Origin of the sequence: Bacillus cereus group sp. MG20, from assembly GCF_040459885.1 — a bacterium.
In the GTDB taxonomy this organism is placed as follows: domain Bacteria; phylum Bacillota; class Bacilli; order Bacillales; family Bacillaceae_G; genus Bacillus_A; species Bacillus_A cereus.
Genome location: NZ_JARVHF010000001.1, coordinates 1,873,597 through 1,900,057, shown reverse-complemented (window position 1 = coordinate 1,900,057; position 26,461 = coordinate 1,873,597). Strand labels below are relative to the sequence as shown.

Sequence of the window (26,461 nt, the reverse complement as noted above, 5' to 3'; positions counted from 1 at the left end):
AAAACTTCTTATAATAAGTTGAAGTACATTATATTAAAAGTTAAATAACGAAAAACGTTGATAGAGAAGAGTAGCTTACAAAATCGCCATATAGGGAGAGAGTGCCGTAGACTGAAAGCATTCTTATGGTAGACGGAAGTGAATTCACCTCTGGAGTTGACGCCAGGACCATGTATATGTAAAGGCGTTCCGGTCAGAATTGATCGTTATAACTAATGAGTGGGCAGACTTGTTCTGTCAATTTAGGGTGGTACCGCGAATTTACCTCGTCCCTTTTTGGGAGCGAGGTTTTTTTATTTTTAAAATTAGGAGGGTTCCAAAATGGAAGCACGTTTAAAAGAGCTAAAGCAAAAAGCGTTAGAGCTTATTGAAGAAGCGAAAGAGTTAAAGGGCTTAAACGACGTACGCGTAGCGTATTTAGGAAAAAAAGGTCCAATTACAGAAGTATTACGCGGCATGGGAAAATTATCAGCAGAAGAGCGTCCGCGTATGGGAGCATTAGTAAATGAAGTACGTGAAGCGATTCAAACGCGTCTAGAAGACAAAATTGGTAACTTAGAAAAAGCAGTAATTGAAGCGAAATTAGCTACGGAAACAATTGATGTTACATTACCAGGTCGTCCTGTTGAAACAGGTTGTCACCATCCGTTAACAGCTGTTGTTGAACAAATTGAAGATGTATTCATCGGTATGGGTTATGAAGTAGCTGAAGGAACAGAAGTAGAAAAAGACTACTACAACTTCGAAGCACTAAACTTACCGAAAGATCACCCAGCACGTGACATGCAAGATACATTCTACATTACAGAAGAAACGTTACTACGTACACATACATCTTCTGTGCAAGCACGTACGATGGAAAATAATAAAGAAAAAGGCCCAATCAAAATTATCTGTCCTGGTAAAGTGTATCGCCGCGATGATGATGATGCGACGCATTCACATCAGTTCATGCAAATTGAAGGTCTTGTAATTGATAAAAACATTCGTATGAGTGACTTAAAAGGTACACTGCAAGTATTCGTGAAAAAGATGTTCGGTGAAGATCGTGAAATCCGTCTTCGTCCAAGTTTCTTCCCATTCACAGAGCCATCTGTAGAGATGGATATTTCTTGTATGATGTGTCATGGCAAAGGTTGCGGCACTTGTAAAGGAACTGGCTGGATTGAAATTTTAGGCGCAGGTATGGTTCACCCGAACGTACTTGAAATGGCTGGTTATGATTCAAAAGAATATCAAGGTTTCGCATTCGGTATGGGCGCAGAGCGTATCGCAATGTTGAAATACGGCGTAGATGACATTCGTCATTTCTATACAAATGATGTACGTTTCTTACAACAATTCAAACGAGCGTAAGGGAAGGAGAGGATAAATATGTTCGTATCATATCGTTGGTTACAAGAGTATGTAGATATTAAAGATGTAACAGCACAAGAACTAGCAGACAAAATCACGAAAAGTGGTATTGAAGTAGAAGGCGTTGAAGTATTAAATAAAGGTGTAAAAGGTGTTGTAGTTGGTCACGTATTAGAATGTGAAAAACACCCAGAAGCTGATAAATTAAGCAAATGCTTAATCGATATCGGTGAAGAAGAGCCAGTTCAAATTATTTGTGGAGCTGCTAACATTGCAAAAGGTTTAAAAGTACCAGTTGCAAAAGTTGGTGCTGTACTTCCTGGTAACTTCAAAATTAAAAAAGCAAAACTACGTGGTGAAGCTTCACACGGTATGGTTTGTGCTCTTCAAGAGCTTGGCATTGATGGAAAGTTAGTTTCAAAAGAATATGCAGATGGTATCTTCATCTTCCCAAGTGACGCTGAAGTTGGTGCAGATGCACTTGAAATTTTAAACTTACACGATGAAGTACTTGAGCTTGGTTTAACACCAAACCGTGCAGATTGCTTAAACATGTTAGGTGTTGCATATGAAGTGGCTGCTATTTACGGGCGAGAAGTAAAACTTCCAGCTATCGAATTACAAGAAATAGCAGAAAAAACTTCTGATTATATTTCTGTAAGTGTAGAAGCGAAAGAAGAAAACCCATTATACATTGCAAAAATGGTTAAAAACGTAAAGATTGGTCCATCACCAATGTGGATGCAAACTCGCCTTATGGCAGCTGGCATTCGTCCAATTAGCAACGTAGTTGATATTACAAACTACATTTTAATGGAATACGGTCAACCGTTACATGCATTCGATTACGATAAATTAGGTTCAAAAGAAATCGTTGTTCGTCTTGCAAAAGAAGGCGAAAAAATTGAAACGTTAGATGATCAAGAGCGTACATTACAAAGCCACCACCTTGTAATTACAAACGGAACAAAAGCTTTAGCTGTTGCTGGTGTAATGGGCGGAGCGGATTCTGAAGTTACAAATGAGACAGTAAACGTTCTAATTGAGTCTGCATACTTTGCAGGTCAAACAGTGCGTCGTACATCAAAAGACTTAGGTCTTCGTAGTGAATCAAGTGCACGTTTCGAAAAAGGAATCGACCCAACACGTACATTTGAAGCAATTCAACACGCAGCTGCTTTAATGGCGAAATATGCTGGCGGTGAAGCGCTTGAAGGTGTAGTAGAAGCTGACAACTTACAAGTACAAGAGCGTACAGTATCTGTTACTGCTGAAAAAGTAAACCGTGTATTAGGTACAAATATTTCTGCGAGTGAAATGGGTACAATGTTTACAAACTTGAAATTCCCATTCACAGAAGTAGAAGGAACATTCCATGTAAATGTACCAGCACGTCGTCCTGATATTACAATTTCAGAAGACTTAGTAGAAGAAGTGGGCCGTCTATACGGTTATGACCACATTCCAGTTACATTACCTTCTGGAACGATGACTCGTGGTAAATTAACATCAGCACAAACGAAACGTCGTAAAGTACGTCGCTTCTTAGAGGGTGCTGGTTTATATGAAGCAATCACGTATTCATTAACAAGCGCTGACAAAGCGAAACAATACATGGTTGAGCCAAACGAAAAAGCACCTGTAAACCTTGCGCTTCCAATGAGCGAAGAGCGTAGCCAACTTCGTTTAAGCTTAGTGCCACAATTGCTAGAAGCAGTTTCATACAATGTTGCTCGTAAAAACGACAGCGTTGCTTTATACGAAGTAGGTTCTATCTTCTTACCAACAGAAGCAGGAGAACTTCCGAAAGAAGAACAACACCTTGCAGGTGTTATGACAGGTCTTGCCCTTCACCATGCATGGCAAGGTGAGAAGAAAGTAGTAGACTTCTTCGTTATGAAAGGTGTACTAGAAGGACTATTTGACGTACTTGGCGTTTCAAACCAAATCACATATGCACCAGCAAAACGTGAAGGTATGCACCCAGGCCGTACAGCTGACATCGTATTAGATGGCGAAGTAATTGGTTTCATCGGTCAATTGCACCCAGAAGCAGAAAAACAATTAGATGTGAAAAATACATTCGTATTTGAACTATCTCTTGTAAAAGTATTCGGTGCAGACGCTGAAGAAACTTACTACTCAGCAATTCCGCGTTTCCCATCTATGACACGTGACATGGCTGTTGTAGTAACAAAAGAAACAAAAGCTGGTGAAATGAAGCAAGTCATTGCTGAAGCTGGCGGAGAACTTCTGAAAGACGTAACACTATTCGACTTATACGAAGGTGAAAAAATGGAAGAAGGCAAGAAATCACTTGCATTCTCTATGACTTACTTCGATGCAGAACGTACGTTAACAGACGAAGAAGTAACAGAAGCACATAACCGTGTATTAACAACGGTAGAAGAGAAATTTGGTGCGGAGTTACGTAAGTAATTAGAAAATTGCCGGATTCATTCCGGCAATTTTTTTATTGCACAATCGTCGAAAGATGTCGGTAAGTCGATATATTACAAAAATCGCTTATATATTTTCTGGCATCTTGCATCTTTCTCTCGAATGTAGTACATTAATTTTAGTTTAACAAAATGAAAGACGATGATAAGGAAAAGTAGTATATACTATAATCCAAAGCGAGTCAGGGGCGGTGAGAGCCTGATGAGGCGGTATATGTGAAGAACACCTTGGAGTTGCTAACCGAAATTGAATCTTGTATTCAAGAGTAGACTTAGACGGGAATCCGGCCTGTTACAAACCGGGAAGTATGTATTACATACGAGTTAAAGTTGGTCTTTATGACAAATTGGGTGGTACCGCGAAGTTTAACCTTTCGTCCCTTTATGGATGAAAGGTTTTTTTGTATTTAAATATATCAGCAAAGGAGAATTTCACTATGGAAAACACATTAGTAAAAAGTCTGTATAGAGATACAGAAAAGTATGCAGGTCAAACAGTACAAGTATCAGGGTGGATTCGTAACTTACGTGATTCAAAAGCATTTGGTTTCATCGAATTAAACGACGGTAGCTTCTTCAAAAGCGTTCAAATCGTTTTCGATACAGAATTAGAGAACTTTAAAGAAATTGCAAAGCTTCCACTTAGCTCTTCAGTGAAAGTAGAAGGTAAAGTAATTGCAACGCCTGGGGCGAAGCAACCATTTGAAATTAAAGCAGAAAAAATTGATATCGAGGGCTTATCAGATTCTGATTACCCACTTCAAAAGAAGCGTCATACGTTTGAATACTTACGTACAATCGCTCACTTACGTCCAAGAACAAATGCATTCTCTGCAACGTTCCGCGTACGTTCTATCGCAGCATTTGCGATTCATCAGTTCTTCCAAGAGCGTGGATTTGTACATGTTCACACACCAATCATCACTGGTAGTGATACAGAAGGTGCTGGCGAAATGTTCCGCGTAACAACACAAGATTTAAACAACGTACCAAAAGGTGAAGACGGACAAGTTGATGAATCAAAAGACTTCTTCGGTAAAGAAACAAACTTAACAGTAAGTGGACAGCTGAACGCTGAAGCGTATGCATTAGCATTCCGTGATGTATATACATTCGGACCTACATTCCGTGCGGAAAACTCAAACACAACTCGCCACGCTGCTGAGTTCTGGATGGTTGAGCCTGAGATTGCATTCGCTGAGTTAGGCGATGTAATGGATCTTACAGAAGATATGCTGAAATATGCAATGAAATATGTATTAGAGCATGCACCAGAAGAAATGGACTTCTTCAACAGTTTCGTTGATAAAACAGTTCTAGAGCGTATGAACAACGTGATTAACTCTGACTTCGGTCGCATCACATATACAGAAGCAATTAAAGTACTTCAAGAATCAGGTGCTGACTTCAAATACCCAGTAGAATGGGGTATTGACTTACAAACAGAGCATGAAAGATACTTATCAGAAGAGATCTTCAAACGCCCTGTATTCGTAACTGACTACCCGAAAGACATTAAAGCGTTCTACATGCGTATGAATGAAGATGGAAAAACAGTAGCTGCTACTGACCTTCTAGTTCCTGGCATCGGCGAATTAATCGGCGGAAGTCAACGTGAAGAAAGAATGGACGTTTTAGTAGACAGAATTAAAGAATTAGGTATGAACGAAGAGGACTACTGGTGGTACTTAGAACTTAGAAAATACGGCGGTACAAAACACGCTGGATTCGGTCTAGGTTTCGAGCGCTTCCTAATGTACATCACTGGTATGGCTAACATCCGTGACGTAATTCCATTCCCAAGAACTCCAGGTTCTTCTGAGTTCTAAAATGTGAAAAAAGCGAGAGGATTTCCTCTCGCTTTTTATTTTGCATAGTTTATTACCCTGTAGCAAAAAGTAACGCGAAGGGGTGAATATAAATGAGTAAAAAAGTAAAAAAAGATCATTCAAGATCGGGCCTAGGTTCTCCAGAAGTAGAAGGACAAGGAACGACGACACATGAAACAGGTTCTCATAAAGTACCTTCATCTAATAAGAAGCAGAAACGAAGCTAATATAACAAAGGAGAGTCTTAAGGGCTCTCCTTTGTTATGTGTTACATCATATTATCGTTAATTTCTTTTGTAATCTTATTTATGTCTTTGTCTAATCGATCGAAATAGAAAAACCACAGTAAACTTATGAACACGTAATAGATGGCCATAACGCTAAGGCTATCAGATATGTTTTCGAATGTGGATTTAGTAGTGAAGAAAGTGCCCCAAACAGTAGAAATAATGAAGTAAGAAAGTGGAACTACGAGGTGTATGAAAACATATAATAATTTTTTAACTTTCACAGCGTCCATATGAATTCCCTCCTTATGTAAACAATCCTTTTCTTCTAATCATGAATTCAAATTCCTCACAGAAGTGTTGTAGCTTGTTGTGCATCGTGTTTCACGATAAATTTTCGAATCCGAAAATTTAATAGGAATGATCTACCATATCTTTCGATTAAATTTTGGAACTCCTGTTGCTCACTTAATAGTTGGATATTCTCCCTAATTTTGAATTGTCTTTCATGGGATTACCTAGTAAGATGTTTAGAATCATTTATAGAAATAGTAATAGGAATTATCTTCTTTAATTTTAATAATATGTATATTTATGTTGTGACATAATTACAAGGACAATAGTAGGGTGAAACAAAAAACAGGAGTTTGTAGGCTCCTGTTTTTGTCGATACTATTTTAATAAGCGAAACGCCTTCTCTGTATTAGCAAAATGCAGTTTCACAAACTCAGGTAATCGTTCTTTACCAAGCTTTTGAATTAATTTAGCAGCGGCGATATCAACTTGTTTACCAGCACCTTTTGGAAGTGGCATACCAGCTTTTTTACTTAGTTCGTCAAACTGTTTTACGAATGAGTAGCGAGCTAAAATAGAAGCAGCGGCTACTGCTAAATGGACGCTTTCACCTTTCGTAGCGAAATAAACATTTTCACGCTGTACCTGTTTTTGTTTTGCTAAATATTTATAGTATGTATCAGGTTGTGTGAATTGATCGATTAAGACGCCTTCAGGTTTTGTAGGTGCCATTTTAGCTAATAAGTTTGTAATAGCTTTATTGTGTAGTAAAGCTTTTAACTTACCTTGATTGTTTCCTTTATCAAATAGCTCGTTATATTTTTCATTATGAAGGACAAGAGAGCTGTAAGGAACAACGTGTAGAAGTTGTTTCGCAATGGCAGTAATTTGATCGTCATTTAAGTTTTTAGAGTCTTTTACACCAAGTTCTTTTAGCAGTGGGATTTGCTCTGCATCCACATATACAGCAACGACTGTCATCGGTCCAAAGAAATCTCCCGTACCAACTTCATCAGACCCTACAATAGACATTGTACCGATGGAAGCGGGCGGCGCATAACGATGGGAATCGACAGATTTTTTTACAGCTGTTTTCGGTGTTTGAGAGACAGTTTGCCAACGAGAAGCTTCTGCTTCAGCGCGGCCTCCTTGGAACATTACTTTTCCAGATTTATACGCTGTAATTGTGCAAGATGGTACCTTTGCCATGAAGATTCCGCCTTGTGGAATTTTTGGGCTAAGCGAATGTTTATATTGTTGTTTCATGTCTTCAATTACTGTAGAATTTGTTTGAATTACGATAGAATTTGACATAATGGTCGCCCCTTTTTTTATATTGTTATTTTTATCATATCGGATTGTTCTTTCTGTTTCCATATTATGAAGGTTCATGGTATGATAAACTTTAGGATTCTGTACGTGATTGGAGGCCGGTGAGTTGTCACAACAAAAGGGAAAGAAAAGTCGAATTAATGTAGAAATCTATGGTCAGCAATATTCAGTTGTTGGCGATGAAAGTACAAGTCATATCCGCATGGTAGCAGCGATTGTGGATGATAAAATGCGCGAACTCAATGCCAAGAATCCTTCGCTTGACACGAGTAGACTAGCGGTATTGACGGCGGTAAACGTCATACACGATTACATAAAATTAAAAGAAGAACATGAGAAATTGAAAGAAAGTATGACAAAAAAAGGAATGGAATAACATGATTGATATTATTATCATTTTACTGCTTGTTATGGGATTTTTCCTCGGCTTACGCAGAGGGTTTATTCTGCAACTTGTAAAGTTAACAAGCTTTATTATCGCATACCTTGTTGCATACTGGTACTGTAAAGATTTAGCGCCAGCACTTGCGAAATTTATTCCGTATCCATTTGATAAAAACGTATCTGTTCCAGAATGGATTGATGCAAATAATATTGAGACAGTATTTTATCAAGCGCTTGCGTTTATCATATTGTTTATTATCACTAAAATTGCACTTTCATTACTTGGTAATTTGTTAAATATGTTTGCAGAAATACCGGTTTTAAAGCAAGTAAATGCGTTTGCGGGGGCAATCCTCGGATTTTTAGAAGTATATATTATTTTGTTTGTCTTAATTATCATTGGAAATATTCTTCCGATTGAACAAGTACAAACACCATTACAAAAATCATCAATTAGCAAAATAATTGTAGACGATACACCGATTCTATCTGAAAAGGTGAAGGAACTATGGCAGACAGGTAGCAGAGTATAACTTCTCTTTTTTCGGAAAGAGAAGTTTTTTTCTATGAAAGAAAGGCGGGGCAATGATGAAAGTAAATAAAAAACAAGTTATCAAATTATTAGAGACAATCGGGCTTTTTATGGAACTAAAGGGTGCGAATCCATTTAAAATATCTGCATTTCGTAAAGCGGCAGCAGCATTAGAAAGTGACGATCGTAGTCTTTCTGAAATTGAAGATTTCACAAAGATTCCAGGGATCGGAAAAGGAACAGCAGCCGTTATTCAAGAATATATAGAATCGGGAACATCTGAAGTATTGCAAGAACTTGAGAAAGAAGTACCTAGTAGCTTATTGCCGTTATTAAAACTACCAGGACTTGGTGGTAAAAAGGTGGCTAAGTTATATAAAGAACTTGGTGTTGTTGATATGGAATCGCTAAAAGCTGTTTGTGAGGAAAATAAAGTACAGGCTTTAGCAGGTTTCGGTAAGAAGACAGAAGAGAAAATATTAGAAGCAATCGATCAAGTAGGCTCTCGTCCAGAGCGTTTACCAATTGCGATGGTATTGCCTATTGCCGGGGAAATAGAGGAGAAATTGTCGAATGTTGCTGAAGTCATTCGTTTCTCTCGCGCTGGTAGCTTACGCCGTGTTCGTGAGACAGTGAAAGATTTAGATTTTATCATTGCAACGACAGAACCAGCAGCGGTACGTGAGCATTTACTACAATTCGATAATATGATTGAAGTAATCGCGAGTGGAGATACGAAAGTTTCTGTCCGTCTTCAATATGAATATGATATTTCAATTGATTTTCGTTTAGTAAAACCAGAAGAGTTTATTACAACTCTTCACCATTTCACAGGATCAAAGGACCATAACGTAAAAATGCGTCAAATCGCAAAAGATAAAGGCGAGAAAATTAGTGAGTACGGTGTAGAGAACTTGGAAACAGGTGAAGTGAAAACATTTGAGACTGAAGAAGACTTCTTCGCTCATTTCGGTCTGCCATTTATTCCGCCAGAAGTGCGTGAAGATGGAAAAGAAATTGAATTAATTAAAGAGTATCCAAACTTAATTCAGTTTTCCGATATACAAGGTGATTTACATATGCATACAACTTGGAGTGACGGTGCTTTTTCTATTGAAGAAATGGTACAAGCGTGCCGTGCTCGTGGATACAAGTTTATGGCGATTACTGATCACTCGCAATACTTGAAAGTAGCGAATGGTTTAACGAAAGAGCGTCTTCGTGAGCAAGCGAAAGAAATTGAACGTATGAATGAAAAGTATCCAGACATTACAATTTTACGCGGAATTGAAATGGACATTTTACCAGATGCCTCGCTTGATTTTGATGATGAAGTATTAGAAGAATTAGACTATGTCATTGGAGCGATTCACTCTAGCTTCTCACAAGACCGTGAAACGATTATGAAACGTCTGCGTACTGCACTTGAGAATAAACATGTCACAATGATTGCCCATCCGACAGGACGTCTTCTCGGGCGCCGTGAGGGTTATGATGTAGATACAGATTTATTAATTAAACTCGCAAAAGAGACAAATACAGTTTTAGAATTAAATGCGAATCCGAACCGTCTAGATTTAAGCGCGAAATTATTAAAACAAGCACAAGATGCTGGTGTAAAAGTAGCGATTAATACGGATGCTCATACACTTGAAATGTTAGAAGATATGGAAACAGGTGTAGCTGCAGCACGTAAAGGTTGGATTCAAAAAGATAACGTGATTAACACATGGGATATTGAACGTTTATTAGACTATATTAAACGTAATAAGTAACACAAGGGGGACCTGCAACATGTTAGAAAGAACGTTGCGTGTATTAGAATACAATAAAGTAAAAGAACAATTACTTGAACATACAGCCTCTTCACTTGGCCGTGATAAAGTGAAGAATTTAGTGCCGAGCACTGATTTTGAAGAAATTGTGGAAATGCAAGATACAACGGATGAAGCAGCGAAAGTCATTCGTTTAAAAGGTAGTGCACCATTAGGTGGCATTACGGATATTCGCTCAAATGTGAAGCGTGCAAAGATTGGAAGTATGTTAAGCCCCAATGAACTACTTGATATTGCGAATACGATGTATGGTAGTCGTAATATGAAACGTTTTATTGAAGATATGGCTGATAACGGTGTCGAGCTTCCGATTTTAGAAACTCATGTCGCTCAAATTGTATCTTTATATGAGTTAGAAAAGAAAATTACAAATTGCATCGGTGATGGCGGTGAAGTAGTCGATAGCGCGAGTGATAAACTGCGTGGTATTCGTACTCAAATTCGTACTGCAGAAAGCCGTATTCGTGAAAAGTTAGAAAATATGACACGTTCTTCAAACGCGCAAAAGATGCTGTCTGACTCGATTGTAACAATTCGTAATGAACGTTACGTAATCCCAGTAAAACAAGAATACCGCGGCGTATATGGCGGTATTGTTCACGACCAATCTGCTTCTGGACAAACATTATTTATTGAACCACAAGTAATTGTAGAATTAAATAATGCACTACAAGAAGCACGTGTGAAAGAAAAACAAGAAATTGAACGCATCTTATTAATGTTAACAGAAGAAGTGGCAGTAGAAGCCGATATCGTTTTATCAAACGTAGAAGTAGTTGCAAATCTTGATTTCATCTTTGCGAAAGCTTTTTATGCGAAGCGAATTAAAGCAACGAAACCAATCGTAAATAACGAGCGTTATATGGATTTAAGACAAGCTCGTCACCCGCTAATCGATCCAGAAATTATTGTGCCAAATAACATTATGCTAGGTAAAGATTTCACAACAATTGTTATTACAGGACCGAATACAGGTGGTAAAACAGTTACGCTGAAAACGGTTGGTATTTGTGTATTAATGGCGCAATCTGGCCTTCACATTCCAGTAATGGATGAGTCAGAGATTTGTGTATTTAAAAATATCTTTGCTGATATTGGTGATGAGCAGTCGATTGAACAAAGCTTAAGTACGTTCTCCTCACATATGGTGAACATTGTAGATATTTTAGAAAAAGCTGATTTTGAAAGCTTAGTTTTATTTGATGAATTAGGTGCTGGAACAGACCCGCAAGAAGGTGCTGCACTAGCCATTTCGATTTTAGATGAAGTATGTAACCGCGGTGCTCGCGTTGTTGCTACGACGCATTACCCAGAATTAAAAGCGTACGGATATAACCGTGAGCAAGTTATTAATGCGAGTGTTGAGTTCGATGTGAACACATTAAGCCCAACGTATAAATTATTAATCGGTGTACCAGGTCGCAGTAACGCCTTTGAAATTTCGAAGCGCCTTGGATTATCTGATCGCGTTATTGACCAAGCACGTAACCACATTAGTACAGATACAAACAAAATTGAGAATATGATTGCGAAGTTAGAAGAAAGTCAAAAGAATGCAGAGCGTGACTGGAACGAAGCAGAGGCACTTCGCAAACAATCTGAGAAACTTCATCGTGAGTTGCAACGTCAAATTATTGAGTTTAACGATGAGCGTGATGAAAAACTATTAAAAGCGCAAAAAGAAGGGGAAGAAAAAGTCGAAGCTGCGAAGAAAGAAGCAGAAGGGATTATTCAAGAACTTCGTCAATTGCGTAAAGCACAGCTTGTAAATGTGAAAGACCATGAGCTTATTGAAGCGAAGAGCCGTCTAGAAGGAACAGCGCCAGAGCTTGTGAAGAAACAAAAAGTAAACGTGAAAAACACTGCGCCGAAACAACAGTTACGCGCAGGTGATGAAGTAAAAGTATTAACGTTCGGTCAAAAGGGTCAATTACTTGAAAAAGTAAGTGATACAGAGTGGAGCGTACAAATCGGTATTCTGAAGATGAAAGTAAAAGAATCTAACATGGAATACATTAACACACCGAAGCAAACAGAGAAAAAAGCAGTCGCAAGTGTGAAGGGTAGAGATTACCACGTTTCATTGGAACTTGATCTTCGCGGTGAACGTTATGAAGATGCAATGATGCGCGTTGAAAAATATTTAGACGATGCCCAGCTTGCAAGTTATCCTCGTGTATCAATCATTCACGGTAAAGGAACAGGAGCGCTTCGCCAAGGTGTACAAGATTACTTGAAGAAGCATCGCGGCGTGAAGAATTACCGTTACGGTGACATGGGCGAGGGAGGCCTAGGCGTAACAGTTGTCGAATTAAAATAGCAAACAACGAAACAAAGGGGAAACCATTATATGTTTATGGACAAACTTGCAAAAGTATTGTTAGCTTGTTGTGGAATATTTTTGGTGATTGGGGTTATTTATTTAGTTGTTTTTGCGAAGTGAAAAAGCGTCAATCGTGGCATAATGATATTGCCATAGATTGACGTTTTTATTATATATGAAAAGGAATAAAACATGAAAATCAACCAATACATAAGCGAAGCAAAATCATGCTCAAGACGTGAAACAGACCGCCTTATTAAAGCTGGACGCGTGGCTATTAATGGCGAAATATGTACGCACGGTGCACTTGTGAGCGATGGTGATGTTGTAACGATTGATGGACAGGTTATTGCGAAAGAAGAGAAAGAAAAGGTGTATATCGCATTCCATAAACCAGTCGGAATTACTTGTACAGCAGCTGATCATATTGAAGATAATATTATTGATTATATCAATTACCCAGAGCGAATCTTTCCAGTTGGGCGATTAGATAAAGCATCAGAAGGACTTATTTTATTAACGAATGATGGCGCGATTGCCAATCAAATTTTACACGGTGATCACGAACACGAGAAAGAATATGTTGTCACAGTCGATAAACCTTTTACGGACTGGTTTATTGATGAGATGTCCAGCGGTGTAAAGATTAAAGATGGTATGACGAAGCCGTGCAAAGTGACGAGAGTCGATCAATCAACATTTCGTATCGTTTTAACGCAAGGAATGAACAGGCAAATTCGTAGAATGAGTCGTGCTTTCGGATTTACTGTAATAAAGCTAAAGCGAGTGCGCATTATGAATATAGAGCTAAATGAGCTTGGAGTAGGAAAATGGCGGAACATTGCAACTGAGGAATTAGAGATATTAAAAGGGCAGTTATAGGGAGGAAAAATTTTCTCCCTATATTTTTTTGTCAGAAAAAATAAAACTATTGATTTTTTAAAAAATAGCCCATATAATAAAAAACAACAAGTTTCGACAAGATATTTTATAAAAGTAATGATGAGGACATGAGTTGTATTTTACGATTCTCAGAGAGGGGAGCCTTAGGCTGTGAGCTTCCTAATACGAAAAGACAAGCTTACCACCTCTAAACTTCAAGAGTGAACTGCATACATGATGCATTGTAATTCTTGACGGATAAAACCGTTATCAATTTACACGAGCTATAAAATGAGCTTATTTTGCTATAAATTCATTTTATTAGAATAAGGGTGGAACCACGATTTCAACACTCGTCCCTTTGTTAGGGACGGGTGTTTTTTGCGTTCTTTTACGGGGAAGTATGCTTGAAAGAGGATATGTGACGGATTTAAAATCAGAATATTTTGTCAATTAATTATTTTAGGAGGTTAGTAGAAATGAAATCATCTTTAAAGTTTTCAGAGATGTTTGCAATAAGTTTAATGTTATTTGCACTGTTTTTTGGTGCAGGCAATATGATTTTTCCACCAGCGTTAGGGCAAGGTGCTGGAACGGACGTATGGATCGCGCTGTTTGGTTTTATCGTAACAGGGGTTGGACTACCTTTATTAGGAGTAATTGTTATAGCTTTAAAGGGAGATATTAATGAGCTAGCAGGACGTGTACATCCTATATTCGCACTTGTTTTTATCACTGCAATTTATTTATGTTTAGGCGTATTCGTAAGTGTGCCGCGTACAGGAACAGTAGCTTATGAGATGAGTGTTGCACCGTTTTTACCAAGTGAGATAGCTGGTCAGTCATATCCACTTGTTATCTTTACACTTATTTTCTTTGCAGTCACTTTCTATTTAGCTTTAAATCCTTCGAAATTAGTGGGGCGTATTGGTAAAGTACTAACTCCAATATTATTAGCAGTTATTGCAATTATCGTAGGTAAAGCACTTATTACACCAATTGGAGAATTTGGTGCACCGACAGAAGCGTATAGTGCTCCTCTCTTCAAAGGATTTATTGATGGATATTTAACTTTAGATGGACTTGCAGCACTTGTTTTCGGAAATGTTGTAATTCATGCGTTAAAAGAAAAAGGCATTACAAATAAAAATAGTATTGCAAAAGTAACAATCTTTGCAGGATTTATTGCAGCACTTGGTTTACTACTTGTATATTTAGCGCTTGCGTATCTTGGAGCTTCTAGTGTATCGCTTGGAATGGGCGCAAACGGAGGAATTATTTTAACAAATGTCGTGAATCATTTATTTGGTAGCTACGGAACTTTATTACTAGGGATCGCAATTACAGCAGCATGTTTAACAACTTCTGTAGGTATTGTTGCAGCTTGTGGTGATTACTTCTCTTCCTTATTACCAAAGCTTTCTTATCAAAAAGTCGTTTTCATTTTCTGTGTATTAGCATTTATGGTAGCAAACCTTGGGTTAACTCAGTTAAATGCATTAGCATTACCAATCTTAATCGCCATTTATCCAATTGGAATCGTACTTATCGTATTATCACTTGTTGAAAACTACGTTCGTCTTCCATTAGCGATGTATGTGGGCGGGATTGTAGGAGCATTTGCAATAAGTTTCTTTGATGGGTTACACAATGCAAACCTTCAAATTGCAGCGCTAGCACCTATTTTAGATAAGATTCCATTATATAGTGTAGGAATTGGTTGGTTAGTTCCAGGCATAATCGGTATAGGATTTGGTTATATAGTTTCTAAGTTTCAAAAGCAGGAAATTGCTGTAGAAAAATAGGGAAAAGAGGCTTTCTATAATAGAAAGTCTCTTTTTTTGTAGAAAAAGCCACATATAGAGAAATTCAGATATTAAAAATTTTATACGTAATATAGTTGACAAAAAAATTATGAGTAGGCTAAGATTGACTTAGTTGTGGAAATATTGGAAGGGAAGTGAGGGAAAAGGGTTTTCTATAACTAAAGTGTTGTTAGGGGGAAGAGGTGAAAGAAGAGGAGAAGAGATAGTTTATTTTTTTTGATTTATATTGAGAATGATAATCAATAAATAAGTTTTGAAATTTTTTCTCAGTTTCTATGCCTTCATATAAGGAATAGGGTGAGATATTATTTTTAACATTCAATGAGAATGATAATCAATAATACTTATATTACATAAAAGAATGCTAATTAAATAATAGGTAGAAGAGATTATTTTTTTTCTTGTAAATTGAGAATAATTATCATTTTCAAAAAGTGAAGTGAAAGATAACAAAGGAGGAAACAAGAAAAATGAAAAAGGTTTCTGTATTACCCGCTTTTATTATAACGTTCGTATGTATGCTAGCTTTTCTTGTAATGCCATACGGGAATGCTTCAGCAAAACTAGCTGATGGTACTTACGATATTAATTACGTAATTCAAAAAGCGGAAAATGATTCAGCTTCAATGGCAAATGACTATTTTGAAAAGCCAGCAAAATTAATAGTGAAAAACGGTGAGATGAGAGTACAAGTTCCGATGAATCATAGTGCTTGGATTACAGAATTTAAAGCACCAGAGAACGGGAATTTTGTTGATGCGAAAGTTGTTAGTAAAGATGAATCGGCAGATAAAAGAACAGTAGAGTTTAAAGTAGATGATTTATCCAAACCAGCAGCTGTAAAAATTCATGTTGTTGTACCAAATGCAAACTATGACCACCACTACACAATTCGTTTTGCTTTTGATGCAAATGTAAAAGCTGTAGGTGGCGATAACGGCGTAGCTGCTACAACAAAAAATAATGATCAAGCGAAAACAGATACACAAGTAAAAGAAGAGAAAACAAAAGTAGAGAGTAAGGAAACAGCTAAAGAAGCGAACAAAGAAACAAAAAATGAAAATGGAAAAGCTGAAAAAACAGATAACCCAAAAACAGGCGATGAAGCACGTATTGGATTGTTTGCAGCGTTAATTCTTATTTCAGGTGCTTTCTTAATTCGTAAAGTGAAATTGAGTAAATAAATCTTTTGAAGGGTGATGAATATATGTTTAAACAATTTAAAATGATTATTGCCGTATTTGCTGTTTTATTTACATTTATCGCAACACTAGGTTTACAAGATGCAAAGGCTGCTACAAAACTAGCTGATGGAAAATATAATATTGCTTTTACTGTATGGAAAGGCGATAAAGACGAATCGTCTAGAATGAATAGTTATTTTGAAAGCCCAGCAACATTAACAGTTAAAAATGGAAAACAATATGTTTCATTTAAAGTGAAAGATAGTGCTTCTATTAAAAGTTTCCAAGTAGAAAAAGATGGTCAATTTGTAGAAACAACCGTGTTAAGTGAAAACAAAAAAGAGAATACTAGAGTTGTAGAATTTGAAGTTGCTGACTTGTCAAAAAAACTAAATGGCAAGGTGAAAATTAATATTCCAATTATTAATTATAATGCTTCGTATGATATTCGCTTTGTATTTGATGGGAACAGTATTAAATAATTTTCAAAAGGGAGAGTCGTTCCATTGAACAGGTATACAAAAATTATTGTTGCTATGTTTTTAATGATATTTACATTCGTATCAACATTACAACCACTTGCAGTTCAAGCAGCTACCAAGTTGGCTGACGGTGAATATTCAATTGGCTTCAAAGTTTTAAAAGATACATCAGATGAAGAATCGATGATGAATCAATATTCAGTAAGCCCGGGAACTTTAAAAGTGAAGGATGGGAAAAAGAAAGTATCCTTTACATTAACGAATAGTTCATGGATTACGAAGTTTGAAACAGAAAAAGCAGGTAAGCTAGTTGCGACAAATGTAATTAGTGAAGATAAAGAAAAAGACACAAGAGTAGTAGAATTTGATGTAGAAGATGTAGAGAAGGTATTAAATGCAAAAGTAAAAGTAGATATTGATTTTTTAAATTATCATCATGAGTACGACGTTCGTATTGCATTTGATCAAAATAGCATTACACCAATTCATGTAGAAAAACCAAATGAAAAAGAGGACCCAGCTAATAAGCCAGATCCAAATGAAACTACCGATCCAGGTCAGAAGCCCGACCAAAAGCCTGACCCAGATCAACAACCAAATTCTAACACAATTACAGATGGTGCGTACAGCATTCCATTTAAAGTATTAAAAGATCAAACAGATGAAGAATCTAAGATGAATACTTACATGGTAAATCCAGGAGTATTAAAAGTAGAAAACGGTAAGAAAAAAGCAATTGTAACACTAAAAAGTAGCTCATTAATTAAAAATTTCCAAACGGAAAAAGATGGCGCATTTGTTGATGCAAAAGTAGTGAGTGAGGATAAGGAAAAAGATACAAGAGTAGTAGAGTTTGAAGTAAACGATTTATCTAAAAAACTAAATACAAAAGTATTTATCGAAATGGCATCAAGAAATTATAAGCAAACGCATGATGTACAACTTTTATTTGAACAAGATAAACTTGAACAAATTAAAAATGAAGAGAAACAACCAGAAGTAGAAAAACCGGAAGCAGAAAAACCAGAAGTAGAAAAACCAGAAGTAGAAAAACCAGAAGTAGAAAAACCAGAAGTAGAAAAACCAGAAGTAGAAAAACCAGAAGTAGAAAAACCGGAAGCAGAAAAACCAGATGAAAATAAAAAACCAGATGCTGAAACAATTAAAGATGGTGAATACAGCATCAATTTTAAAGCATTAAAAGATCAAACAGACGAAATTTCAATGATGAACACATATACAAAAAGTCCAGGTGTGCTAAAAGTAAAAGATGGTAAGAAGTATGTATCATTTACGTTAACGAACAGTTCTTGGATTACAAAATTTGAATTTGAGAAAAATGGTTCGTTTGTTGATGCGAAAGTAATAAGTGAAGATAAAAAAGCTGATACACGCGTAGTGGAAGTAGAAGTACCAGATTTATCGAAAAAGTTAAATGCAAAAGTAAAAGTAGATATCGATTCAATGAATTATCACCATTTTTACGATATTCAATTTGCATTTGATAAAGGTAGCATTAAGCCGTTAGACAACCAAGGTGGAAATAACAACCAAGGTGGAAACGACAACCAAGGCGGAAACGACAACCAAGGTGGAAATAACAACCAAGGTGGAAACGACAACCAAGGAGGAAACGACAACCAAGGCGGAAATAACAACCAAGGTGGAAACAACAACCAAGATAATAACACAACAATTGATCCAAAAGCTCTTAAAGATGGTGAATACAGCATTGGCTTTAAAGTGTTAAAAGATCAAACAGATGAAATCTCAATGATGAACACATACACAAAAAGCCCAGGTGTATTAAAAGTAAAAGATGGTAAGAAATACGTATCGTTTACATTAACAAATAGTACATGGATTACGAAATTTGAATTTGAGAAGAATGGTTCTTTCGTTAATGCAAAAGTGTTAAGTGAAAATAAAGAACAAAATACAAGAGTAGTAGAAGTAGAAGTAAACGATTTGTCTAAAAAATTAAATGCAAAAGTAAAAGTAGATATTGATTCAATGAATTATCACCATTTCTACGATGTTCAATTTGTATTTGATCAAGACAGTATTAAAGCTTTAGGGAACCAAGGAGGAAACGACAACCAAGGCGGGAATGACAACCAAGGAGGAAACGACAACCAAGGCGGGAATGACAACCAAGGTGGAAACAACAACCAAGGTGGAAATAATAACCCGAAAGTAATAGTTGATCCGACAAATTTAGTAGATGGCCAATATGATATTACATTTAAAGTATTAAAAGATAAAACAGATGAGATTTCAAAGATGAATGACTATGTTGTAAATCCAGCGAAATTAATCGTAAAAGATGGTAAAAAATACATTGAGATGACGCTGAAAAATAGTGCGTGGATTACGAAATTCCAAACGGAAAACAAGGAACTATTCGCTGATGCGAAAGTAGTAAGCGAAGATAAAAATGCAAATACGCGAGTAGTACAGTTTGAAGTAGAAGATCTATTTAAAAAATTAAACGCAAAAGTAAAGGTAGACATCGATGAGATGAACTACCATCATTTCTACGATGTACAAATTCAATTTGATACAAATAATATCGGCGCGTTAGGAACTATTAAAGAGGAACCGAAAAATGAACCGAAAAATCCAGTGACTACACCGAAAGTAGATAATGTAAAAACAGTAGGTACTCCTGATTTTAACCGAAATGCAGATGGTCAGAAGAAAAAAGAAGATACAAAAAATGATTCGAAAAAAGAGAAAAACTCAAAAACTGCAGATACAGCACAACTTGGTTTATACATGGTGTTACTGCTAGGTTCACTTGCTTTACTAGTTCGTAAATATAGAGCAGGTAGATTGTAATTTTTGGAGTCTTGATGCATGTTCGCGTGCATCAAGACTTGTTTCATATTGTATGGAAGGGAGTGGTGATTGAGAGTGAAGAAAATCGTAAGTGTACTAATGGCTATCATTTTGTTAATGAGTATAGCCGGGTGCTCATCACCAAAAAAAGAAACAGCAAAGCAGGTAAAGAGTGAGAGTAAGGAGCGCGTTGTTGCAACAACAGTGGCTGTTACTGAAATTATGGATGCGTTAGAAGTAGATTTAGTCGGCGTTCCAACAAGTTCTAAAACTTTACCGAAGCGATATAAAGGTTTACCTGAAGTTGGGAATCCAATGAGTCCAGATATGGAAAAGGTAAAGTCATTAAAGCCTTCAGAAGTGTTATCTGTGACAACACTTGAATATGAATTAAAGCCAGTTATTGATGGTGTGGGTATGAAAGCAAATTTTTTAGATTTAACGAGTTTAAAAAATATGCAAAGTTCTATTAGCGATTTAGGTAAGAAATATGGACGTGAAAAGCAGGCTGAAGCAGTAGTAACTAAGTTAGATAAAAAGGTTGCTAGCATTCAAAAGGAAGTAAAAGGAAAGAAAGAACCGACAGTGCTTATATTATTAGGTGTGCCGGGCAGTTATTTAGTAGCAACAGAGCATTCTTATATTGGAGATTTAGTGAAACAACTAGGTGGTAAAAATATTGTGCAAGGTGAACAAGTAGAATATTTAGCTTCTAATACAGAGTATTTAAAGAAAGCTGATCCAGATATTATTTTACGAGCAGCTCATGGTATGCCTGATGAAGTTGTAAAAATGTTTGATAAAGAATTTAAAACAAATGACATTTGGAAACACTTTGCTGCGGTTAAAAATAACCGTGTATACGATTTAGAAGAGCGTTTATTTGGAACGACAGGCAATTTAGCAGCAATTGAAGCGTTAGATGAATTGAAAAAAATGATGTATCCGTGATGCATTTTAATATAAAGGAAGAGCAGAATGAATAAAAAAACTTGGAGTTTCCTCATTGTTACTGCATTGCTCATTGTTATGACATCATTGTCAGCGATGAAAGGGAGTTTAGAAGTAGGTATTGTTGAACTTGTGCAAGGGATATTTACAGGTGGGAATGAAGATGTTGAAGTCATTAAAGATTTACGTTTCCCGCGTATTATTATTGCGCTGTTCACTGGAGCGGCTCTTGCTGTTTCAGGGGTGCTTTTTCAAGCTGTTATGAAGAATCCACTCGCTGATGCTGGGGTAATCGGTATATCTTCAGGAGCTAGTTTTATGACACTCGTTATTATTACGTTGTTCCCGCAATTCTTTTTCTGGACACCCGTATTCGCCTTTTTAGGTGGTGCGTTTGCGTGTTATCTCGTTTATTCGTTTTCATGGAAGTCAGGGTTAAGCCCGCTTCGCATTATTTTAATTGGTATTGCCATTAATGCGATGTTTACTGGATTAAATGAATCATTCGTTACGATTTGTGGGTATTTTATTAAGAGTATTAAGCAAACGACGACTTCTAACATAACAATGAAGACGTGGGGCGATGTAGAAATAATGGTGACTTATGGAACGATTGGTCTTATTCTTGCTCTGTTCGTAGGAGCTTGGTGTAACTTATTATCGCTACAAGATAAGACTGCGAAAAACTTAGGCTTGCACGTGACGAGAGTTCGTCTTATTATTTCTGCCATTGCAGTACTCTTAGCGGCAGTATCAACAGCGATTGCAGGTGTTATTGCTTTTGTAGGATTACTAGTTCCGCATATTTCAAGACAATTAGTCGGTTCAGACCATAAAGTATTAATTCCATTTTCTGCTCTTGCAGGCGCGTTATTAATTTTGACGGCGGATACGATTGGAAGGTTAATTGTGCCACCTAACGAAATTCCAGCAGCAACAATTATGGCGGTTATTGGTGGTCCATTCTTAATATTCTTGCTTAGAAAGAGTGATAAAGTTCATGGAAATTAAAAATGTAACCTTTTCATACGATAACGTAACAAATCGTTTAAAGTCTGTTAGTAGTGAAATAGAAATTGGGAAAATTACAACAATCATTGGCCCGAATGGATGCGGGAAATCAACATTACTTAGTGTCATGTCTAGAAATCACGTTCCTAGCAGTGGAGAAGTAATACTTGATGGGAAAGCGATTAGTGAATATAAACCGAAAGAGTTTGCTAGAAAGCTAGCAGTTGTCCATCAACAAAATGAGGCTCCAGCAGATATTACAGTGGAAAAGCTAATAAGCTTTGGGCGTATGCCATATAAAAATATTTTCTCTCCGCAAACAGATGAAGATAGAGAAGCGATAGAGCGCGCACTAGTATGTACGAATTTACAAAGTAAGCGTGATAAGCCAATCTATGCTTTATCTGGTGGAGAGAGGCAGCGAGTTTGGATTGCAATGACATTAGCTCAAAATACACCAATGCTTTTCTTAGATGAACCGACAACATATTTAGATATTTACTATCAGCTAGAAATATTAGAGTTAGTGAAAGAGTTAAATGAAGTGTATGGGCTAACGATTGTAATGGTATTACATGATATTAATCAAGCCATTCGTTATAGCGACCATATTATCGTTATGAAAGATGGAAAGATCATTACGAAAGGTAATCCTAATGATGTAATAACAGAAGAAATGGTTAAAGCAATATATGGTGTAGATGTCATTGTAAAGCAGGATGAAGATACCGGATTGTACATGGTACCTATGGGAATCTAAAGGCTGAGCATAATCCGTTTTGAGGTGATAATTTGAATAGTAAGAAAGGACGGAAAAAGAATTCTTTTTTTCAACGTATACTTACAATTGTGTTTTTAGGAATCTTTTTCTATTCAATGTATGAGTTGGGCGGGATTTTCATGGATTATTATGAAAATCGTAAAGTAATGGCTGAGGCACAACATATTTATAAAAGAAGTCCAATGGAAGAAAAATCAGAAGATGGAGAGGTACGTAAACAGTTTCAGGATCTCCAGAAAATTAATCCAGAGATAGTCGGATGGATTACGATGGATGATACACAAATTAATTATCCAATCGTTCAAGCAAAAGATAATGATTACTATTTATTTCGTAATTATAAAGGTGAAGATATGAGAGCGGGCAGCATTTTTATGGACCATCGTAATGATGTGAAATCTCGAAATCGCAATACGATTTTATATGGTCATCGTATGAAAGACGGTTCTATGTTTGGTAGTTTAAAAAAGATGTTGGACGAAGACTTTTTCATGTCCCATCGTAAATTATATTACGATACATTATTTGAAGGATACGACGTTGAAGTTTTTTCAGTATACACGACAACAACGGACTTTTATTACATTGAAACGGATTTTGAAAATGATGCAGCATATACATCGTTCTTAAAGGAAATTCAAGAAAAATCACTGTACAAAACGGATACGGAATTGACGGCTAATGATGAAATTGTAACACTTTCTACTTGTGACTATGCGCTTGATCCAGAGGCTGGAAGGCTAGTTGTACACGCAAAATTAGTAAAAAGAAATTAAAGAAAAAAGTATAGAATATGAGAAGTGATAGATAACGCTTCTCATATTCTATACTAAAAAAAGAACTGTTTTTACTGTGCTGCAGCCATTGGCATACGTACAACTTTTACATCATAGTAAGCAATTTTATTATCAAGAATATATTCTGGCATCCCGCCTTGATGTGAGTGAGCATCTTTAAATGCGGCGCTCTTTGTCCAACCTTGGAAATCTTCTTTTGCATTCCAGCGAGTGCTAATTGTTACTTCATCATAATCAACTGTATTTTGCGTTAAAAGAACTTCTAGACCTAAAAAGCCTGGCATCGTTTCAACTTTACCTACTTTATTAAAACGCTCAATTAATTTATGTCCATTTCCCTTTGTAATTTTAGCTGTATTTGTAACAATAATCATGTTTATTCCTCCTATAAATGTAGCTATATTTTCAAGAACTCATATACATTAAATGATAATGAAAATCATTATCAATGTCAATGGTAAATGTGAAATATATAATTTTTTCTATTATTTTGGACAGTGAGAGTTCCATTTCAAAACGTAGTAAATATGTGGCGGTTAAGTGTGAGAATGAGCGAGTTGTACTAGCAAAGCAATAATATGGTATAGTGAAACGAGGCTGTTTTTTCAGGCTCGTTTTTTAAATGCTTCCTATAGAGAAAGCATGCAAATGGAAAGGAAGTTATTATATGCGATCAGAAGTAACTATAAAAATAAAACCGAAATTTATAAAAGAAATTAAAAGTGGATATCCACTTATTTTAAAAGATGCAATTCAAAATTTAAACGATGTTCGTGAAGAAGGGACAATCATCAAAGTAGTAGATGAGAAGAACAACTTTGTCGGAAAAGGTTATTATGGAAAACAAAATAAAGGATACGGCTGGATTTTAACGAGAAAAGAGAGTGAACAAATTAATCAATCTTTCTTTGAAAGTAAAATCAAATCTGCCTTACATAAACGAAAACAATTTTATAAATCAAGTGATACGACAGCATTCCGTGTGGTGAATGGTGAAGGTGATGGTCTTGGTGGATTAATTATCGATTACTATGACGGCTACTACGTAGTAAGTTGGTATAGTGAAGGGATTTACACTTTCAGAGATGAGATTATAGCAGCTCTTCAAAAAGTAGCAAACTTTAAAGGCATTTATGAGAAAAAGCGTTTTGATACGAAAGGGAAATACATTGAAGGTGATGATTTCGTAGCAGGAGAGCGCGGTGAGTTCCCGCTTATCGTAAAAGAGAATGGTGTGAACTTCGCTGTATATTTAAATGACGGAGCGATGGTTGGTGTATTTTTAGATCAGCGTAACGTGCGAAAACAAATTCGTGATAAATATGCAAAGGGAAGAACCGTGTTGAATATGTTCTCTTATACAGGTGCTTTCTCTGTATTTGCAGCGCTTGGCGGAGCGAGCAAAACGACGAGTGTGGATCTTGCAAATCGTAGTTTAAGTAAAACGATTGAGCAGTTTAGTGTAAATGAAGTTGATTATGAAGCACAAGATATTATTGTAGAAGATGTCTTTCTGTACTTCAAATATGCAGCGAAGAAAAAGATGAAATTTGATATGGTCGTACTTGATCCTCCAAGCTTTGCACGCTCAAAGAAATATACATTTAGTGCAGCGAAAGATTATAAAAATTTATTAAAAGAAACAATTGCTATTACAGAAAATAACGGGATTATCGTTGCTTCTACAAATTGTAGTGCGTTCGATATGAAAAAGTTTAAAGGCTTTATCGATACGGCATTTAAAGAAATGAATGGCAAATATAAAATATTAGAAGAACATTCTTTACCAGAAGATTTCCGTACCATTGATCAATTTAAAGAAGGAGACTATTTAAAAGTAGTTTTCATCGAGAAAATTAAAGGGTAATAAAGAAAAGGAGCTCGAGTTTACTTGAGCTCCTTTTCTTATTGAACGATATTTTGTACTCTACCGACTTGCCCGTCTTGCAATCGTACTTTAATGCCATGCGGATGGGAAGGGGAGTTTGTTAAAATATCTTTTACAATTCCACGTGTTAATTTGCCGGTGCGTTGATCTTGTTTTAATACAATATCAACTTCAAGGCCGGGTGCGATATTAGAACGTTTTTGTCCGTTCATTTATACACCTGTACGTCTACGTTGGTTGTTTGTTTTCTTCGTTTGTTGGTTTTGTAATTTTTTTGTTTCTTGGCTTTGGTTTTTGGCATTCTGACCATTACCGTTACCTTGCTTTTTCTTTGCAAGTTGTTCGCGCATTAAATCAGCTAAGCTTACTTTTTTGTTTTCTGACATGATAAGTCTCCTTTATATAAAGTTAATTATGAACTATCGTAGTAAATTTCATCATATCATTGTTATGGAAGGAAGGGAAGTTGGTTTGAAAATTCATATTATTCTTCACAGTGTTCATTCGTTACGATACAATTAGCATGTTAATGTTTGTAAAAAGGGGATAGACATATGTCACATCATATTTTATTAGTGGAAGATGATATTTCAATTCAAGAGATGGTGGAAAAGTATTTAATAAAAGAGGGCTTTCAAGTTACAATCGCGTCTGATGGAGAGGAAGGCGTGAACACATATTTAAAAGGTTCATTTGATTTGATTATCCTCGACATTATGATGCCGAAGCTAGATGGATTAGAGGTTGTACGTATTATTCGTGAAAAAAGTGCAGTTCCGATTTTAATGATGTCGGCAAAAGATACAGATGTTGATAAAGCTGTTGGATTAGGACTTGGAGCAGATGATTACATTTGTAAGCCGTTTTCTATGATTGAATTGGCTGCACGTGTAAAAGCAGGTATTCGGAGGTCTACGAAATACTCGGCTACAGAAACAATAGAAAAAATGATTCAAATTGGTGATTTAACAATTGATCCAATTAATTTTACAGTTGAAAAAAACGGGAAGCCTCTCAAACTCACTTTAAAAGAATTTGAGATTTTAAAGCTATTCGTAAAGAACCAAAATCGTGTATTTACAAAAGCGCAAATATATACGTTAGTTTGGAATGAAGAGTATTACGGTGACGATAACGTTATTAATGTTCATATGAGAAGATTGCGTGAGAAAATCGAAAGTGATCCATCTAATCCAGAATATATTAAAACGTTATGGGGCATCGGCTATAAGTTGGAAGTGATGTAA

Annotated in this window: 24 protein-coding genes, 1 pseudogene and 3 other annotated features; of the genes and pseudogenes, 19 read left to right on the top strand and 6 right to left on the bottom strand. The window is 36.3% G+C overall.

The genetic code is table 11. The features are described 5' to 3' along the window. Positions 1–48: 48 nt before the first annotated feature. Positions 49–277, top strand: a binding site (T-box leader). A 44-nt stretch (positions 278–321) separates the two neighbouring features. From pheS to QCI81_RS09700, 4 genes are all read left to right on the top strand, one after another. Then, positions 322–1,356 (top strand): phenylalanine--tRNA ligase subunit alpha, encoded by a 1,035-nt coding sequence (gene pheS / locus QCI81_RS09715; RefSeq protein WP_000388220.1) that lies wholly within the window; start codon positions 322–324, stop codon positions 1,354–1,356. A gap of 18 nt (positions 1,357–1,374) precedes the next feature. Continuing rightward, the gene (gene pheT / locus QCI81_RS09710; RefSeq protein WP_098125965.1) at positions 1,375–3,795 is read left to right on the top strand and encodes a phenylalanine--tRNA ligase subunit beta; all 2,421 of its coding nucleotides are present in this window, start codon (positions 1,375–1,377) and stop codon (positions 3,793–3,795) included. Between the two features lie 153 nt (positions 3,796–3,948). Next, positions 3,949–4,200: a binding site (T-box leader), on the top strand. A gap of 52 nt (positions 4,201–4,252) precedes the next feature. Next, positions 4,253–5,644, top strand: a complete 1,392-nt coding sequence (gene asnS / locus QCI81_RS09705; protein ID WP_000432189.1) for an asparagine--tRNA ligase — start codon at positions 4,253–4,255, stop codon at positions 5,642–5,644. 92 nt (positions 5,645–5,736) lie between these two features. Then, positions 5,737–5,871, top strand: a complete 135-nt coding sequence (locus tag QCI81_RS09700) for a YuzL family protein (RefSeq protein ID WP_000039588.1) — start codon at positions 5,737–5,739, stop codon at positions 5,869–5,871. Between the two features lie 41 nt (positions 5,872–5,912). On the opposite strand, the gene QCI81_RS09695 is transcribed toward QCI81_RS09700, so the two are convergent. The 3 genes and pseudogenes from QCI81_RS09695 to rnhC form a co-directional block, all read right to left on the bottom strand. After that, positions 5,913–6,164 (bottom strand): hypothetical protein, encoded by a 252-nt coding sequence (locus tag QCI81_RS09695; protein ID WP_353810690.1) that lies wholly within the window; start codon positions 6,162–6,164, stop codon positions 5,913–5,915. 13 nt (positions 6,165–6,177) lie between these two features. Beyond that, a pseudogene (locus tag QCI81_RS09690) lies at positions 6,178–6,411 on the bottom strand (hypothetical protein). Positions 6,412–6,543: 132 nt separating this feature from the next. Further along, the gene (gene rnhC, locus QCI81_RS09685) at positions 6,544–7,479 is read right to left on the bottom strand and encodes a ribonuclease HIII (protein WP_353810689.1); all 936 of its coding nucleotides are present in this window, start codon (positions 7,477–7,479) and stop codon (positions 6,544–6,546) included. A 124-nt stretch (positions 7,480–7,603) separates the two neighbouring features. Here rnhC and zapA point away from each other — a divergent pair, with 124 nt between their 5' ends. From zapA to srtB, 13 genes are all read left to right on the top strand, one after another. After that, a complete protein-coding gene (zapA, locus tag QCI81_RS09680) occupies positions 7,604–7,873 on the top strand; it encodes a cell division protein ZapA (RefSeq protein WP_000082701.1) in 270 nt (89 codons plus the stop codon). A 1-nt stretch (position 7,874) separates the two neighbouring features. Then, positions 7,875–8,414: a CvpA family protein gene (locus QCI81_RS09675; protein WP_000565409.1), complete on the top strand. Its 540-nt coding sequence runs from the start codon at positions 7,875–7,877 to the stop codon at positions 8,412–8,414. Positions 8,415–8,469: 55 nt separating this feature from the next. Further along, complete coding sequence (polX, locus tag QCI81_RS09670) at positions 8,470–10,188, top strand: DNA polymerase/3'-5' exonuclease PolX (RefSeq protein WP_071731433.1); 1,719 nt, start codon at positions 8,470–8,472, stop codon at positions 10,186–10,188. Between the two features lie 19 nt (positions 10,189–10,207). Beyond that, the gene (locus tag QCI81_RS09665) at positions 10,208–12,568 is read left to right on the top strand and encodes an endonuclease MutS2 (protein ID WP_000893743.1); all 2,361 of its coding nucleotides are present in this window, start codon (positions 10,208–10,210) and stop codon (positions 12,566–12,568) included. Between the two features lie 195 nt (positions 12,569–12,763). Continuing rightward, positions 12,764–13,453 (top strand): 23S rRNA pseudouridine(2604) synthase RluF, encoded by a 690-nt coding sequence (locus QCI81_RS09660; RefSeq protein ID WP_000700737.1) that lies wholly within the window; start codon positions 12,764–12,766, stop codon positions 13,451–13,453. Between the two features lie 108 nt (positions 13,454–13,561). After that, positions 13,562–13,817: a binding site (T-box leader), on the top strand. A 115-nt stretch (positions 13,818–13,932) separates the two neighbouring features. Next, a complete protein-coding gene (gene brnQ6 / locus QCI81_RS09655; RefSeq protein ID WP_000842650.1) occupies positions 13,933–15,258 on the top strand; it encodes a branched-chain amino acid transport system II carrier protein BrnQ6 in 1,326 nt (441 codons plus the stop codon). Positions 15,259–15,749: 491 nt separating this feature from the next. Continuing rightward, the gene (gene isdC, locus QCI81_RS09650; protein ID WP_023523143.1) at positions 15,750–16,463 is read left to right on the top strand and encodes a heme uptake protein IsdC; all 714 of its coding nucleotides are present in this window, start codon (positions 15,750–15,752) and stop codon (positions 16,461–16,463) included. A 23-nt stretch (positions 16,464–16,486) separates the two neighbouring features. After that, positions 16,487–16,945, top strand: coding sequence for an NEAT domain-containing protein (locus QCI81_RS09645; protein ID WP_335696297.1), 459 nt, complete (start codon positions 16,487–16,489; stop codon positions 16,943–16,945). Between the two features lie 24 nt (positions 16,946–16,969). Next, the gene (locus QCI81_RS09640; RefSeq protein WP_353810688.1) at positions 16,970–19,786 is read left to right on the top strand and encodes an NEAT domain-containing protein; all 2,817 of its coding nucleotides are present in this window, start codon (positions 16,970–16,972) and stop codon (positions 19,784–19,786) included. A gap of 69 nt (positions 19,787–19,855) precedes the next feature. Further along, a complete protein-coding gene (gene isdE / locus QCI81_RS09635; RefSeq protein ID WP_071731436.1) occupies positions 19,856–20,737 on the top strand; it encodes a heme ABC transporter substrate-binding protein IsdE in 882 nt (293 codons plus the stop codon). 27 nt (positions 20,738–20,764) lie between these two features. Further along, positions 20,765–21,748: a FecCD family ABC transporter permease gene (locus QCI81_RS09630; RefSeq protein WP_001036841.1), complete on the top strand. Its 984-nt coding sequence runs from the start codon at positions 20,765–20,767 to the stop codon at positions 21,746–21,748. Continuing rightward, positions 21,738–22,508, top strand: a complete 771-nt coding sequence (locus QCI81_RS09625; RefSeq protein ID WP_053563581.1) for an ABC transporter ATP-binding protein — start codon at positions 21,738–21,740, stop codon at positions 22,506–22,508. The genes QCI81_RS09630 and QCI81_RS09625 overlap by 11 nt, the downstream gene beginning before the upstream one ends. Positions 22,509–22,540: 32 nt before the next feature. Further along, a complete protein-coding gene (srtB, locus tag QCI81_RS09620; protein WP_157417504.1) occupies positions 22,541–23,305 on the top strand; it encodes a class B sortase in 765 nt (254 codons plus the stop codon). A gap of 71 nt (positions 23,306–23,376) precedes the next feature. Here srtB and isdG read toward each other — a convergent pair whose 3' ends face one another. Further along, on the bottom strand, positions 23,377–23,700 hold the full coding sequence (isdG, locus tag QCI81_RS09615; protein ID WP_000587818.1) for a heme oxygenase: 324 nt from the start codon (positions 23,698–23,700) through the stop codon (positions 23,377–23,379). Between the two features lie 293 nt (positions 23,701–23,993). Here isdG and QCI81_RS09610 point away from each other — a divergent pair, with 293 nt between their 5' ends. Continuing rightward, positions 23,994–25,193: a class I SAM-dependent rRNA methyltransferase gene (locus QCI81_RS09610; RefSeq protein ID WP_053563583.1), complete on the top strand. Its 1,200-nt coding sequence runs from the start codon at positions 23,994–23,996 to the stop codon at positions 25,191–25,193. Positions 25,194–25,231: 38 nt separating this feature from the next. Here QCI81_RS09610 and QCI81_RS09605 read toward each other — a convergent pair whose 3' ends face one another. Beyond that, positions 25,232–25,426 carry a YwbE family protein gene (locus QCI81_RS09605; protein WP_001014310.1) on the bottom strand — a complete coding sequence of 65 codons (195 nt, stop codon included), beginning with the start codon at positions 25,424–25,426 and terminating at the stop codon, positions 25,232–25,234. After that, entirely contained in the window at positions 25,427–25,600 is a 174-nt protein-coding gene (locus tag QCI81_RS09600) for a hypothetical protein (protein WP_001293578.1), read from the bottom strand. It lies immediately after the preceding gene. Between the two features lie 168 nt (positions 25,601–25,768). Here QCI81_RS09600 and QCI81_RS09595 point away from each other — a divergent pair, with 168 nt between their 5' ends. Further along, positions 25,769–26,461, top strand: coding sequence for a response regulator transcription factor (locus tag QCI81_RS09595; RefSeq protein WP_000018029.1), 693 nt, complete (start codon positions 25,769–25,771; stop codon positions 26,459–26,461).